We start from the raw sequence: 13827 nt of genomic DNA on the forward strand, positions 1-13827 counted from the left end.
GTAACGCCCGCACTTCCTGTCAGGGGTAGCGACTACCATAGGTAACGCGGACGAAGGGGACAGCGTGAACGAGCTCATCGACACCACAGAGATGTACTTACGAACCATCTTCGAGCTCGAAGAAGAGGGCGTCGTACCACTGCGCGCGCGGATTGCCGAGCGCCTCCAACAGAGCGGGCCCACGGTGAGCCAGACGGTCGCCAGAATGGAACGCGACGGTTTGGTGGTGGTAGCCGACGACCGGCATCTGCAACTGACCGACCACGGGCGGGAACTCGCCATCGCCGTGATGCGTAAGCACCGGCTGGCCGAGCGCCTGCTGGTCGACGTGATCGGACTCGAGTGGGAACACGTGCACAACGAGGCATGTCGGTGGGAGCACGTGATGAGCGAGGCGGTGGAACGCAAGCTCGTCAAGCTGCTCGACCACCCGACCACCTCGCCGTACGGCAACCCGATCCCCGGGCTGGACAAGCTCGGTGAGGGCGGCGAGCCGGCCCCGCCCGCGGAGTCGGATCTGGTCCGGCTGGACGAGTTCGCCAGGGCCGGCGGCGGCAAGGTGGAGATCCGGCGGATCGCCGAGCACGTGCAATTGGACGAGGCCCTGATGACCGAGCTGAAGCTGGTCGGGCTGGCCCCGGGCAACACCGTGCGGGTGGGCAAGGCCAACGGTGCGGGCTCCACGATCGAGGTCATCGGCGAGAACACCACGGTGCAGGTCCCGTCCTCGGTGCTGCACGCCGTGCTGGCGCAGGCGCGGTGACGGCGGCCGATCCCGCCGTGCTCGCCGCCGAGGCTTTCCACGCCACGCACGGGCGAACACCCGATGGAGTGTGGTCAGCACCCGGAAGGGTGAATCTGATCGGTGAGCACACGGACTACAACGACGGCTTCGTCCTGCCCTTCGCCCTCCCGCACCGCATCGCCGCCGCTGGCGCGGCCAGGGATGACCAGGTGCTCACGGTGTCCACTCTCGGCTCCGACGGGCGGCTCCAGCAGGCGGACCCGGTGACCATCCCCGGCCTACGCCCCGGCGAGGGCACCGGGTGGTCCGCCTACCCGATCGGGGTGGCCTGGGTACTGCACCAGCAGGGCGTGGATCGCGGCGCCGACCTGGTACTCGCCGGTGACGTGCCGACCGGCGCCGGCCTGTCCTCCTCCGCCGCGCTCGAATGTGCCGTCGCGCTCGCCCTGCTGGGCCTCGCCGGTCACGCGGACCCGGACAGCTCCCGGCGTGCCGAGATCGCGAAATGGGCCCAGCGCGCGGAGAACGAGTTCGTCGGCGTGCCAACCGGCGTGCTCGACCAGACCGCGTCGATGTGCTGCGTCAGCGGCCACGCGCTGTTCCTCGACGTGCGCTCCGGCGATGCCGAACAGGTTCCCTTCGACGCGGCCGCCGCGGGGCTGCGTGTCCTCGTGATCGACACCCGCGCCAAGCACGCGCACAGCGAGTCCGGCTACGGCGACCGCAGGCGCGGCACCGAGCGGGCCGCGGACCTGCTCGGGGTGAAGGCTCTGCGGGACATCGGCCCGCGGGGGCTCGCCGCGGCGGAGCACACCTTGCCCGAGCCGCTCCGCCCCCTGGTGCGGCACGTGGTCACCGAGAACCAGCGTGTGCTCGAGGTCGTGGAACTGCTGAGGGCGGGACAGCTCGCCGAGGTCGGGCCGCTGCTCGATACGTCACACGACAGCCTGCGCGACGACTACCAGGTGTCCTCCCCTGAGCTGGACCTCGCGGTCGACGCGGCACGCCAGGCGGGTGCGCTGGGCGCCCGGATGACCGGGGGCGGGTTCGGCGGATCGGCTATCGCGCTGGTCAGGGAGGCCGACCGGGAGGAGATCGAAGCGGCGGTGCGAGCCCGGTTCGAGCACGCCGGGCTGCGCGCGCCCCGCATGTTCGTGGCGGTCCCCTCCGCCGGAGCGGGCCGCGCCTGACCGGTGACCGCGGTTCGGCACCCGGCGCCCGCGCCGGGCAACCCCGGTCCTTCTCGGACGTCACTGTCCATGCACACTGAGATTCGTATGCGGAGATCCCGGACCCGGTTCGTGCTCTCCCCCACCAGCGAGAAAGGCCCGGACGAGCATGCCCACCGCGACGGAGAAGCAGGACAAGCCCCGCAAGCTGGTCGTCACCGGCGGCGCGGGCTACATCGGCAGCGTCTGCGCCGCACGCCTGGTGGAGGCGGGCCATGAGGTGGTGGTGGTCGATGACCTGTCCACCGGGCACGCGGACGCGGTCCCCCATGGCGCACGATTCATCGAGGGCGACGCCGCCGAGACGGCGGAGACGCTGCTGGCCGAGGGGTTCGACGGGGTGCTGCACTTCGCCGCGAAGTCGCTCGTCGGCGAGTCCATGCAGGCTCCCGGCCTGTACTGGCATGGGAACGTCCTCACTTCCTTGCGGCTGCTGGAAGCCATGCGCACGCACGGCACACCGCGGCTGGTGTTCTCCTCCACCGCGGCGACGTACGGCGAGCCCGAGCAGGCCCCGATCCCGGAGTCCGCGCCGACGAGGCCGAGCAACACCTATGGCGCCACCAAACTGGCCATCGACCACGCGATCACCAGCTACGCCCGCGCGCACGGGCTCGCCGCGGTGAGCCTGCGGTACTTCAACGTCGCGGGCGCCTACGGGAACTACGGCGAGCGGCACACCACCGAAACCCATCTGATCCCGCTGGTGCTCCAGGTCGCCACCGGCGACCGGACGCAGGTGCAGATCTATGGCGACGACTACCCGACCGAGGACGGGACGGCGGTCCGCGACTACATCCACGTGAACGACCTTGCCGAGGCCCACCTCCTCGCCGTGGCGCACGCCCGGCCCGGGGAGCACCGGATCTACAACCTGGGCAACGGCACCGGCTTCTCCGTGCAGCAGGTGATCGACACCTGCCGCGCGGTAACCGGCCACGCCATCCCGGCGGTGCTCGCCCCGCGCCGGGCCGGCGACCCGGCGGTGCTGGTGGCCGCCAGCGACCGGGCCAGGGAGGAGCTCGGCTGGAAGCCCGAGCGGGCCGAGCTGTCCGAGATCGTCGCCGATGCCTGGACCTTCACCCAGGGCCGCGCGGCGCGGTAGCTCGGCCGAACGGGCGTTCCAGATCGAGGACGTCCTCCGCCTCGGCGAGCGTCAGCAGCCTCGCCGGCGGCATCCCCGCCCGGAGCGCGCGCACCATCAGTCCGGAAAGGACATGCGCGGGGTCCGCTCGTAGCGCACTGTCGAAGGCCATGCCCGCCAAGGCACCTTCCCCGCGCATGTACGCGGAGTAGCCGAGCAGGCAGGCCGCCTCGGCGCGCTCGGGGGCGGGTACCTCACGGATCAGCCGTAGCCACAGTTGCTCGGCGACCAGTGACCGGTGACTCCCCCGGGGCAGCACGGTGGTGAGGCAGGCGTCCCGCACGCGGGTGTCGGACAGGGCACGGGCCAGCGCCACCACCCGATCGTCGTCCAGGCCCAGCTCACCACGAGCCAGCTCACCCAGCGCGCCGCACACCTCGCGGCAGTGCCGCTCGGTACGCGTGTCCGGGTCCGCGGACTCCTCGCAGGCGGCGGTCAGCCGTTCCGAGCGGCGGGCAAGGACGTCGTCCTCGACCGGAGCCAGCAGCCGTTCCATGGCTTCCCTGCTGCCGAAGGTGACCTGGCCGGCGCTCGCCACGGCGGCGGCCGCGGCGGTCGTGGTCGGCTCGGGCAACACTCCGGTACAGGTGGAGTCGACATAGCAGTGATAACGTGCCCCCTTCTCGATCCGCGGTACCCACAGGGCATGCATCGTGCGCATGCCCCACTCGCCGAGCACGGCGGACACCGCGTCGACCAACGTGCTGTGCACGACGCGCGCGGACCCGTCCTCCGACTCACCCGGGTGCCTGCCGACCACCACGACGGTGACGCCGACCGCGCCGTCGGCGACCAGTGGCGCGGCGAGGTGCCGGGCGAGCTCGTGTTCGTGGCCTGGTGGCGGTAGGTCACCGCGGAGCACCAGCCCGATCCGGTCGCCCCGGGGCATGGCATGTGCGATGAGCACGAGCGAGTCCTCGGGGCGGAATCCGAGCAAGGCTGGCGTGGCCGCCAGCAACTGCGCCGGATCCCGAAGCTTGATCTTGATCTCGGAAACTGCCGTGGTCGTGGTCATGTACTCAGCATGCGGCGGGGTATGGCGGCGACGCGAGCAGGAACGAAACCTGTGGACAGTTTCGGACCGGGTTGAACAACTCGGGTCCGAGCGAGGGCTCGGCGCCCGGTTCTGTCGGTGTCCTGTGCTAGGCGCGGCATGAATAGTTGACCGACTCGTCAAGTATTTGTAGGCTCATTCCTCGTGGGACGAACCTCGGATGCCAGGGAACGGATCGTGCGGGCGGCGGCACGGTTGTTCCTGGCCCGCAGCTACGTGTCGGTCGGGGTGGGTGAGGTGTGCGCCGCCGCGGAGGTGCGGAAAGGCAGCTTCTACCACTTCTTCCCTTCCAAGGCCGACCTGGCGATCGCCGTGATAGACCTGCACGCCGCCGGGCTGCACGACCGGCTCGACCGCGGCGCACACGCGGACCCCGCGGAGGCACTGTTCGCCATCCCGGACACCATCGGCGAGATCCAGCTCGGCTTCGAGAGTCGGTTCGGCCAGGTGGTCGGCTGCCCCTTCGGCAACCTCGCCACCGAGCTGGCCACCTGCGAGGACGCCGTCCGCGCGCACCTGTCCACGCTGTTCGCGAGCTGGACGGGCAAACTCACGGCGACCTGCCGCCGGGCCGCGGAGGCCGGGCTGTTGCGCGCGGACACCGACCCGGACCGGTTGGCGCACCTGCTGCTCGCCTGCGCCCAGGGGACGATCATGCTCGCCAAGGTCGACCGGTCCCCGGCCGCAGGCATCCCTGAGGCGCTGCGCGGCCTGATCAACGCGCACCTGACCGAGGAGGTGGCGGCGTGATCACGCCGACCGCGGTCGACTTCCACTTCGACCCGATGTGCCCGTTCGCCCACCAGGCCGCACGTTGGATCCGGGCGGTGCGGGAGCAGGCGCCCATCACGGTGAGCTGGCGGTTCTTCAGTCTCGAGGAGGTCAATCGGGCGGAGGGTGAGAAACACCCGTGGCAACGCGATTGGTCCTACGGCTGGTCGTTGATGCGGATCGGTGCGCTGCTGCGCCGCAGGGACATGGCCCTGCTGGACGCCTGGTACGACGCGATCGGTCGAGCACTGCACGAGCGCGGTGAGAAGCCGCACGAGCAGGCGACCGCCCGGCGCCTGCTCGGCGAACTGGGGCTGGACGCCGAGATCCTCGACCGCGCCCTCGCCGACCCGAGCACGCACGAGGACGTGTACGCGGACCATGAACACGTGGTGGCGTCCGGCGGGTTCGGCGTGCCCACGCTGTTCTTCGCCGACGGCCAGTGCCTGTTCGGACCGGTGCTGGTCGACCCGCCCACCGGCCCGGCCGCCCTGCGCCTGTGGGACATCGTCACCGGCGCACTGGAGTTTCCTCACCTGTACGAACTGCAACGTCCCAAGAGCGGCCGCGACCACCGGGCCATCGCTCAGGCACTCGAACCCTACCTGCGAGGACGGGACTGGGTGAGCGTCGACCGTGGCCGGGTCATTCCGATGCCCGGCCCCCACCAGGACGGAGACCACCGTTGACCACAGCGAGCATCCCGAAGCAACCGCTGACCGACGCGCTCGACCGGCAGTGGTCGAGCCTCGCCGAGCTGCTGGCGGAGCTGTCCCCCGCCGAGTGGGACACGTCCAGCGGCCTGCCGGGCTGGACGGTACGCGACGTGGTCGCGCACCTGATCGGCACGGAGTCGGTGTTGACCGGTGAGCAGGCGCCGGAAGCCGACATCGACCTCGCGGAACTGCCGCATGTGCACAACGACATCGGGGCGGCCAACGAGCGGTGGGTACGGGCACTGCGCGACCACACGCCGGAACAGTTGCGTACCCGGTTCGCCGAGGTCACCGCGGCCAGGCGAGCCGCGCTGGCCGCGATGTCACAGGAGGACTTCGACGCGCCGAGTTGGACCCCACTCGGGCCGGGCAGCTATGCCGATTTCATGCGCATCCGGGTGTTCGACAGCTGGATGCACGAGCAGGACGTCCGGTGCGCCGTGGGCAGGCCGGGGCACGAGGGCGGGGTCTGCGCGGAGCTCGCCGTGGATCAGATCGAGCGGGCACTGGGGTTCGTCATCGGGAAGAAGGCGGGCGCCCCGAGGGGGTCCACGGTCACCCTGTCACTGACCGGGCCCGTCCACCGGGACGTGCACGTTCGCGTGGACGAACGTGCCGCGGTGGTCGAGGCGTTGCCCCGGCCCGCCACCAGCGTACTGAGACTCTCCTCGAGCCTGGCCGCCCGGCTGGCCGGTGGTCGGGCCGAACCGGCCGATCACCTGGCCGAGGTCGAACTGGCCGGTGATCGGGAGCTGGGCGAACGGATCATTCGTCATCTCGCCTTTACGATATGAGTCCAGGCGGGACACCGGCGGTACGATGCCGCGCCCGGACCCGGCAGCCGAGGACGGAGGCGAGGCGATGATCACCATGCCGCACCAGGCGAAGCAGTTGCTCGTCGACGCTCTCGCCGAGCAGTGGTCCAGTCTGGCCCAGGTGCTCGGCGAGCTCACCGCCAGCGACTGGTCCGCCCCCAGTCCCCTGCCGGGCTGGACGGTGCACGACATCGTCGCGCACCTCATCGGCACCGAAGCCACGCTGAACGGGCAACAGCCACCGACCGACCCCACGGACTACTCGGCGCGGCCGCATGTGCGTAACGAGCTCGGCGAGTTCAACGAGCTGTGGGTGAGCTCCATGCGCGACCACACGCCGGAACAGTTGCGTACCCGGTTCGCCGAGGTCACCGCGGCCAGGCGAGCCGCGCTGGCCGCGATGTCACAGGAGGACTTCGACGCGCCGAGTTGGACCCCGCTCGGGCCCGGCACGTACGCGGACTTCATGCGGCTGCGCGTGTTCGACTCCTGGATGCACGAGCAGGACATCCGGTTCACGGTCGGCAAACCAGGCCACGACCACGGCACCTGCGCGGAGCTGGTGGTCGACGTCATCGTGGACCGGCTGGGCGTGCTGATCGGCAAGACCCTCGACGCGCCGCAGGGCAGCAGCGTCACCCTGACCCTGACCGGACCGGTGCGGCGCCAGGCGCATGTGCTCGTCGAGGGCACGGCCAACCTGGTCCACGAACTGCCCTGCCCGGCCACCGCCACCCTCCGGCTGTCATCCACCCTGTGTACCCGACTGGTGGGCGGCCGTGTCGAGCCGGACGACCACCTCGCCGACATCCGGATCACCGGCGACACCGACCTGGGTACGCGCCTGGTACGCAGCTTCGTCTCCACGCCGTAGCGGGAGCCACCGCCGGGCGAATTTCCTCGATCCAGTACGTGCGGGCAAGCGCGTCGACACCCGCCCTGGTCACGGCACGCAGGTGCAGCACCGTGCCGGTCGTGCCCCGCACCCGGCCGTACGCCTGGAGCCGGAGGATGTGGAAACGCTCCGGTGGGAAGTCGAGCTCCACGTCGACGGCGAACCGCCCATACCGGTCGGCGTCCTGCCCTACCCCTTCCGCGATCCTGCCCGGCGCGGTGACCTCGATCCAGAGGTGGTAGGCGAGAAGGAGTGCCAGCAGCAGAACCAGCACGCGCCCGCCGTCGGTGCGCGGAACCTCACGCAGAATCCGGATCGTCCTGGACACTCGGCTCACCTCCCGCCAGCAGATCCATCAGATGACCTGCCGTGCGCCGGAAATCCGGGCTCTCCAGCACCGCACGCCAATACCGCGGCCGGCCCAGCGGCACAGGGACGATCTCGCGCACCCGGCCGGGGCGGCTGCTGAGGACCACGATCCGGTCAGCAAGGAACACGGCCTCCTCGACGTCGTGCGTCACGAAGAACACGGTGGGGCGGCTGGCTTCGACAATGGTCATGAGCTCTACCTGCAAGGTGCGGCGGGTCTGCGCGTCCAGGCTTCCGAACGGCTCGTCCATCAGCATGATCGCGGGTTCGTTGGCCAGGACCCGCGCCACCCCGAGCCGTTGCTGCATCCCGCCGGACAACTCATGTGGGAACTTCCGTTCGAACCCGGCCAGCCCGACCAGTTCCAGGAACCGCCTGGCCACCGGTTCGCGTTCCCGCCGGGGAACCCCACGCATGCGCAGCCCGAACAGGACGTTTCCCAGCACCGTCTTCCACGGGAACAGCGCGAAGTGCTGAAACACCACCCCGCGTTCCGGCGAGGGTCCTTCGACGGGCTCACCGTTGACCTCGACCGTCCCCGCGGTCTGCCGCTCGAACCCGGCCACGATGTTCAGCAGCGTGGTCTTGCCGCAGCCGCTCGGTCCGAGCACGGCGACGAACTCGCCACGCCCGATACCGAACGAGACCTCCTCGAGTGCCGGCACCACCTCGCCGGTGCGCGCGTCGACGAACTCCTTGCGCAACCGGTGGATCTCGAGCGCGCTCATCTCCCCACCTCCGCGGTGCGGACCATCCCCCAGCGCTGCACCGTGCCGCGCTCGAACGGCGCCAGGATCAGGGCGTCCAGGGCGAACCACAGCACGCCGAGCGTGATCATCCCGACGAACACGCCGGTCACCTCGGCACCGCGACGCGCGTCGAACATCATGAACCCGATCCCGCTGGTGCCGACGATGATCTCGGCGGCGATCAGGGCGCGCCAACCGTAGCCGAGGCCGGTCCGGACGCCGGTGGCCAGTGCGGGTAACGCGCCGGGCAGGACGACGTCGAGGAACACGCCGAACCGCCCGGCACCCAGGCTGCGCGCCGCGCGGGGCAGGTCCCTGGGCAGTTGCTCGACCCCGGCGACGATGCTGATCACGAGCGGGAACACGACCGTGTAGACGATGACGACGGTGACGGCGGTCAGGCTGAACCCGAACCAGACGATCACGATCGGTAGCCAGGCGATGTCGGCGACGGCCTGGAAGAACAGCAGCAGCGGCCACACCAGCTTGCGGACCCGCCGGGACAGGGCCACCAGGAACCCGGCTGGAACGCCGATGAGCAGGCCGAACAGCACTCCGCTGGCCAACCTGGTCAACGAGTCGGACAGGTACGCGGGCAGGATGCCCTTCTTGATCAGATCGCCGAACTCGGCGAGTACGGTCACCGGGCCGACGAAGAACGCGGGCGGGAACAGTTCCGTTTCCGCCACGACCCACCAGGCGAGCAGCAGCGGCAGGAACGGGCCGAACGTGCGAACCGCCCGGTGCGTGACCAGTCGGCTCCACCGGGATCCGTCCCGCACCTACGAGGTCACCGCCTTCATACCCCACCGCTCGACCGTGCGCCGTTCCAGCGGCGCGAGCAGCAGCCGATCCGTCGCCAACCACAGCGCACCGATGACGACCATGCCGGCGATGATCACGTCCGTGCGGTAGAACTGCTGGGCTCGGAAGATCGCGTAACCCAGACCGCTGCCGGCGGCGATGATCTCCGCGGCGACCAGCCCGCGCCAGCCGTACCCGAGCCCGACACGGAGCCCGGCGAGAATGTTCGGCAGTGCGCCGGGCAGCAGCACGCCCAGCAGCAGCCGGGGTCCTCGGCCGCCCATGCTCCGTGCGGCCCGTAGCAGGTCGGTCGGGATCCGCTGGACACCGAGCATCGCGTTGTAGGTGACGGCGAAGAACATCGCGTTCCAGACGATGAAGACAACCGCCCATTCCCCGAAGCCGATCCACAGGGTGGCCAGCGGGATCCAGGCGATGCCTGCCAACGCGACGGAGAACCGTAGCAGCGGAGCGAACAGTGCGGAGGCCACGCGGCTGGCGCCGAGCAGGATGCCGAACGGCACGGCGGTCAGCAGCGCCGCCACGGCACCGATGCCGACTCGCCGCAGGCTGGCACCGGTGTACGCGAGTAGCTCACCCGTGCGGACCTGTTCCACGAGCGCCCCGGCCACCTCGGTGATCTGCGGGAACACCCGTGCCGACACTCCGGTGACCTCGACCGTCACCGCCCAGATCACCGCCAGCAGCGCGAAGGGAGCCAGGAACCAGCCCGCGGCCCTCAGCCTGCGGGGCATGCCTGCTCCGCCTCCGCGCGGCGGAAGACGTAGCCGGGGCTGATCCGCGCCGCCTCCGGGATATCCGGCAGGTCTTCGAACAGTTCGGGGCGCTGCGCCATGACCTCGAGAACGGGATCGGGAACCATGTGGTCGTTGGGGTCGTAGGTGCCCTCGATGACGCCCTGCTCGGCGAAGGCCCGCACCATGGTGTCCAGCGCCAGGTAATTGCACGCCGAGAAACGCGGGTCGAGTTGCACGATGTTGTACCGCATCGCCTCCTTGGCCACTTCGAGTTCGGTACCCGGGATCCAGCGCACCGTCACCCCGGCCGCCTCGTCCGGGTGCTGCCGGATCCACCGGTCCGCCGCGGCACGCGCGGTCAGCAGCGCCGATACCGCGTCGCGGTTGCCTTCCAGGTACTCCCGGGTGGAGACGAGGTAGCCGATGTAGGCGAGATAACCGCCGCCGCGGACCACCTCGAAGGCACCGTCCACCGACTCCCGCGCCGTGATCGGCCAGGGGTCCCAGGCCGCGATCGCGTCCACGCCCCCGGTCTGCAGGGCGACGGCCATATCGGGTGGCGGGGTGTTGACGATCCGGACCTCGGAAACCGGGATTCCTTCGGCTTTCAGCAGGTTGAGCAGGTACAGGTGGTTGATGGTTCCCTCGGACACGCCGATCCGCTTACCCGCCAGGGTGGAGAGGTCATCGGGGTTGATCCCGGAGTCGGGCTCGGCCACCACCGCCATCGTCTCGTCGATCCCGAGCCGGGTGGCGCTCCCGCTGTAGTTGCCGAGGTACACCAGGTCCATGCCCTCCAGCACGGCACCGAAGCTGGGTACCCCCACCTGGACGAAGTCGACATCACCGGCGCTCAACGCGTTGAGCGCGTCCACCCCGGTGGGAAACGGTTGCGCCAGCGTGACGTCCAGGCCGGCCTCCTCGTAGAAACCGAGGTCCAGCGCGACGGCCGCACCCATCTGGTCTACCGCCGACACGTAGCCGAGTGTCACCCGTGTCGCCTGGCCCGCCGTCCCGCCGTCGCCGTTCGTTCCGCAGGCGAGAAGTACCAGCGCCAGGCCGCCGGCGAGCATGATTCGTGATCGTGCACGAGAAACCATGGAACCCTCCCGGTCGGGGCGAGCCGGCGAGCCCGATCGCGGGTGGCCGCCGCGGTTCAACCAGGTTCATCGGCGGTGCGCACGCCTGTCAATATCGCGGCACCGGAGTTCCGGTCGTATTCACACGAAAATCTGATTCCTTGTTACACCACCGGGAGCATTGCTCACGCCCAACAGGACCAAGGCACGACTGAGAAAGATCACTCATCAATGACACCACCGGCCGTGAGCGCCGAGGCCGACCGTCGAGCATATGCCACTGGGAGGATCGTACTAACGACGACTGGTCTGCTGGAAGTAGATTGATGAGAATCGACCAGGTTCGCTGACCGGCCGGCCGAAGAATTCCTTGTGAAACAAAAGGCTCTTTGGCCACTACCGTTTTTGCCGTTGGTGGCCGGCAACCACGGCCGAGCCCGGATGGAGTGCAGGTCGAGTTCCGTGCGGTTGGGAAACCGGCGTCGCACAGTTGCTCCCACCAGGACCCGCCTCCGTCGAAGTCGGCCGGCACCAGCCGCAGCCAATCGGGGATACCGTAGCCGAGCTCGATCAGGCGCTGGTGCTTCCACTCCTGGGCACCGGGCTGGTCGAGCTCGAACACCCGGAGGTGACCGGCGAACTCCGGCCTTCGCTGGACGAAGATGTCCAGGCCGGCCCCCAGGATGACGTACCGGACGACACCGTTGCGGCCGAGGCTCCAGCCCTCGCACGGCTCGGCGTTGCCGGACCCCGCGGCGGGACCGGACGGGCGGTCGTGCTCGCCGACGACTCCGGTCCCGTGCGGCGGAGGTGCGCAGGGTTCAGAAGCTGCGGCGCAGTGCCCAGGTTCCGCCCCGCACCGGCAGTTCGATCGAGGTGCGGGTGAGGTTGAGCGCCAGCCCGGTACCGGGATCGGGCCGCAGCGTGAAGTCGTGGTCACTGGAGGCCAGCACGAACTCCAGCTTGTGCCCCGGCTGTAGCAGGTAGTCGTTCGGTTGCAGCTCGAAGGACACCCGGTAGGTCTTGCCAGGGCGGATCGGGGCGGTCCGGCCGATGCTCCAGCGGTTCTGCGGGTCCGTCCAGCCCCGGGTGATCACCTGCGAGCTGCCGTCCGGTGCGCGGTCGACGAGCACCGCCGTGACGTTCGCCGCGGGCCGGTCGAAGGCGAGGCCGAGGCTCACCTCAGGGGTTCCGCTGAGCCGTAGCGGTTTCTTCGCCGGACCGGTGGAGTACGCCAGCCGGTTGCCCGAGCGGGGCAGATCGACCAGCTGCTCGACCGTCTTGGTCGCGTCGTCGGTCAGCCGTTCCACATTGGCCCACCCGGGCACCCGGTGCCGCAGGTCGAGCCGGCCCTTCCCGGTGCCGCCCGGCCACGGGTACACCCTGGCGTCCCGGGTTCCCGGTGCCGGCCAGTCGGCCTCGTCGGTCCAGGAACCGTCCTCCCGCTGGACGGTGGACTTCGGCTCGCGCTCGATGCCGTTGTCCACGTCGTAAAGGTAGTGCGAGTACCACCTGTTCAGTGTGGACAACCATTCCTGCCTGCGCAGCGAGATCGGGTCGGCGTGCCCGGACTGGTGCAGCCAGATCTTGTGCTCGACGCCGTGCCTGCGCAAGGCCTTGTACCACTTGGCGACCTGGCTCACCGTGACGTTCCAGTCGCTGAGCCCGTGCACGGCCAGCACCGAGGCCCGGACCTTGCGCGCGTCGTCCAGGTAGTTGCGCTCGTGCCAGAACCGGCTGTAGTCACCGGTGATCCGGTCCTGCCGCTCGGTGAGTCGGTCGATGACCGGGCGGCAGACGTCCCTGTCCTGCCGGGTGTGCACGTACTCGGCGAGCACGTCGGCATCCTCGCCCTGGTATCCGCCCGGTGCCACCACGGCGCCGTTCTCCCGGTAGTAGTCGTACCAGTTGGAGATGGCGGCGATCGGCACGATCGTCTCCAGGCCCTCCACCCCGGTGCTGGCCACCGCGTTCGGCAGGGTCCCGTTGTAGGAGACGCCCATCATCGCGGTCCGGCCGGTGGTCCAGTCCGCGTCGACCGGTGCGCCGGTGGCGTCGGCGGCCCGCGCGCGCCCGTTCAGCCAGTCGACGACGGAGCGTGCCCCAATGGTCTCGTTCTCGCCGCCGGTGGTCGGGCAGCCGGTGGACTGCCCGGTGCCGAGGGACTCGGCGTACACCACCGCGAAACCGCGGGAGGTGAAGTACTCCTCGTAGTACCAGCCGATATCGGCCGTGCTCGGCCCGGCCAACCCCACGGATGCGGCCGAGGAGCCCCTGCCCGGCCCGTGCCCGCGCTTGCCCGGCACGTAGAGCTCGACGTCCACGTCGTGGTTCTCGATCGGGTTACCGCCCGAGTAGTACGGGCTCGCCTGGTACACCACCGGGACGCGCAGCCCGTCCTCGGTCGCCTTGGGCCGTACCACCTCGACGTAGACCTTGTCCTCGGCACCGTCGTGGTCGCTGTCCACCGGCGCGGTGACCCAGAGCTTGTCCCGCACGACCTCGCCCGGATCGAAGACCGGCTGCGCTTCGCCGTTCTCGAACACCGGCTCCCGCGGGGGATCGGCGTGTGCGGCGGGGCTGTTCACGGAGATCAGTGGCAGGGCCACCACGGCGGCAAGGAGCGGGACGAGGCGTGCGGCTCTCACGGGACTCCCCAGTTCGGATCGCGAACGGACGGCAACGTACCTTTCCTCGCC

General features: G+C 69.8%; 15 protein-coding genes. 7 read left to right on the forward strand and 8 right to left on the reverse strand.

Annotation, left to right across the window (positions count from 1 at the left end):
- Window positions 1-64 precede the first annotated feature (64 nt).
- The 3 genes from FB471_RS08285 to galE all read left to right on the forward strand — a co-directional run bounded on the left by FB471_RS08285 (window position 65) and on the right by galE (window position 3079).
- Window positions 65-763: an iron-dependent transcriptional repressor DtxR gene (locus tag FB471_RS08285; protein WP_170220751.1), complete on the forward strand. Its 699-nt coding sequence runs from the start codon at window positions 65-67 to the stop codon at window positions 761-763.
- The gene (gene galK, locus FB471_RS08290) at window positions 760-1935 is read left to right on the forward strand and encodes a galactokinase (protein WP_141996738.1); all 1176 of its coding nucleotides are present in this window, start codon (window positions 760-762) and stop codon (window positions 1933-1935) included. Before FB471_RS08285 ends, galK begins: the two co-directional genes overlap by 4 nt.
- A 148-nt stretch (window positions 1936-2083) precedes the next feature.
- Window positions 2084-3079: a UDP-glucose 4-epimerase GalE gene (galE, locus tag FB471_RS08295; RefSeq protein ID WP_141996739.1), complete on the forward strand. Its 996-nt coding sequence runs from the start codon at window positions 2084-2086 to the stop codon at window positions 3077-3079.
- On the opposite strand, the gene FB471_RS08300 is transcribed toward galE, so the two are convergent.
- The gene (locus FB471_RS08300; RefSeq protein ID WP_141996740.1) at window positions 3054-4133 is read right to left on the reverse strand and encodes a DUF4192 domain-containing protein; all 1080 of its coding nucleotides are present in this window, start codon (window positions 4131-4133) and stop codon (window positions 3054-3056) included. The two genes, galE and FB471_RS08300, sit on opposite strands and share 26 nt — an antisense overlap.
- A gap of 183 nt (window positions 4134-4316) precedes the next feature.
- Here FB471_RS08300 and FB471_RS08305 point away from each other — a divergent pair, with 183 nt between their 5' ends.
- Genes FB471_RS08305 through FB471_RS08320 form a run of 4 tightly spaced genes read left to right on the forward strand, consistent with a single transcriptional unit; the run spans window position 4317 to window position 7348 of the window.
- Entirely contained in the window at window positions 4317-4922 is a 606-nt protein-coding gene (locus FB471_RS08305; RefSeq protein ID WP_141996741.1) for a TetR/AcrR family transcriptional regulator, read from the forward strand.
- Window positions 4919-5632, forward strand: a complete 714-nt coding sequence (locus tag FB471_RS08310) for a mycothiol-dependent nitroreductase Rv2466c family protein (protein WP_246076299.1) — start codon at window positions 4919-4921, stop codon at window positions 5630-5632. The genes FB471_RS08305 and FB471_RS08310 overlap by 4 nt, the downstream gene beginning before the upstream one ends.
- Window positions 5629-6453, forward strand: a complete 825-nt coding sequence (locus FB471_RS08315; RefSeq protein WP_141996742.1) for a maleylpyruvate isomerase family mycothiol-dependent enzyme — start codon at window positions 5629-5631, stop codon at window positions 6451-6453. Before FB471_RS08310 ends, FB471_RS08315 begins: the two co-directional genes overlap by 4 nt.
- A gap of 25 nt (window positions 6454-6478) precedes the next feature.
- Window positions 6479-7348 (forward strand): maleylpyruvate isomerase family mycothiol-dependent enzyme, encoded by an 870-nt coding sequence (locus FB471_RS08320; RefSeq protein ID WP_246076300.1) that lies wholly within the window; start codon window positions 6479-6481, stop codon window positions 7346-7348.
- Here FB471_RS08320 and FB471_RS08325 read toward each other — a convergent pair.
- The 7 genes from FB471_RS08325 to FB471_RS08355 form a co-directional block, all read right to left on the reverse strand.
- A complete protein-coding gene (locus FB471_RS08325) occupies window positions 7290-7697 on the reverse strand; it encodes a hypothetical protein (protein ID WP_211357987.1) in 408 nt (135 codons plus the stop codon). The two genes, FB471_RS08320 and FB471_RS08325, sit on opposite strands and share 59 nt — an antisense overlap.
- The gene (locus FB471_RS08330) at window positions 7669-8466 is read right to left on the reverse strand and encodes an ABC transporter ATP-binding protein (protein ID WP_141996743.1); all 798 of its coding nucleotides are present in this window, start codon (window positions 8464-8466) and stop codon (window positions 7669-7671) included. The genes FB471_RS08325 and FB471_RS08330 overlap by 29 nt, the downstream gene beginning before the upstream one ends.
- On the reverse strand, window positions 8463-9269 hold the full coding sequence (locus tag FB471_RS08335; protein ID WP_141996744.1) for an ABC transporter permease: 807 nt from the start codon (window positions 9267-9269) through the stop codon (window positions 8463-8465). Before FB471_RS08335 ends, FB471_RS08330 begins: the two co-directional genes overlap by 4 nt.
- Window positions 9270-10046, reverse strand: coding sequence for an ABC transporter permease (locus tag FB471_RS08340; RefSeq protein ID WP_141996745.1), 777 nt, complete (start codon window positions 10044-10046; stop codon window positions 9270-9272). It abuts the gene before it with no gap.
- Window positions 10031-11122 carry an ABC transporter substrate-binding protein gene (locus FB471_RS08345; RefSeq protein ID WP_141996746.1) on the reverse strand — a complete coding sequence of 364 codons (1092 nt, stop codon included), beginning with the start codon at window positions 11120-11122 and terminating at the stop codon, window positions 10031-10033. The genes FB471_RS08340 and FB471_RS08345 overlap by 16 nt, the downstream gene beginning before the upstream one ends.
- Before the next feature lie 115 nt (window positions 11123-11237).
- Complete coding sequence (locus FB471_RS08350; RefSeq protein WP_141996747.1) at window positions 11238-12068, reverse strand: class I SAM-dependent methyltransferase; 831 nt, start codon at window positions 12066-12068, stop codon at window positions 11238-11240.
- Entirely contained in the window at window positions 11950-13776 is a 1827-nt protein-coding gene (locus tag FB471_RS08355; protein ID WP_141996748.1) for a Xaa-Pro dipeptidyl-peptidase, read from the reverse strand. The genes FB471_RS08350 and FB471_RS08355 overlap by 119 nt, the downstream gene beginning before the upstream one ends.
- Window positions 13777-13827 lie beyond the last annotated feature (51 nt).

It is taken from the genome of Amycolatopsis cihanbeyliensis (assembly GCF_006715045.1).
In the GTDB taxonomy this organism is placed as follows: Bacteria; Actinomycetota; Actinomycetes; order Mycobacteriales; family Pseudonocardiaceae; genus Amycolatopsis; species Amycolatopsis cihanbeyliensis.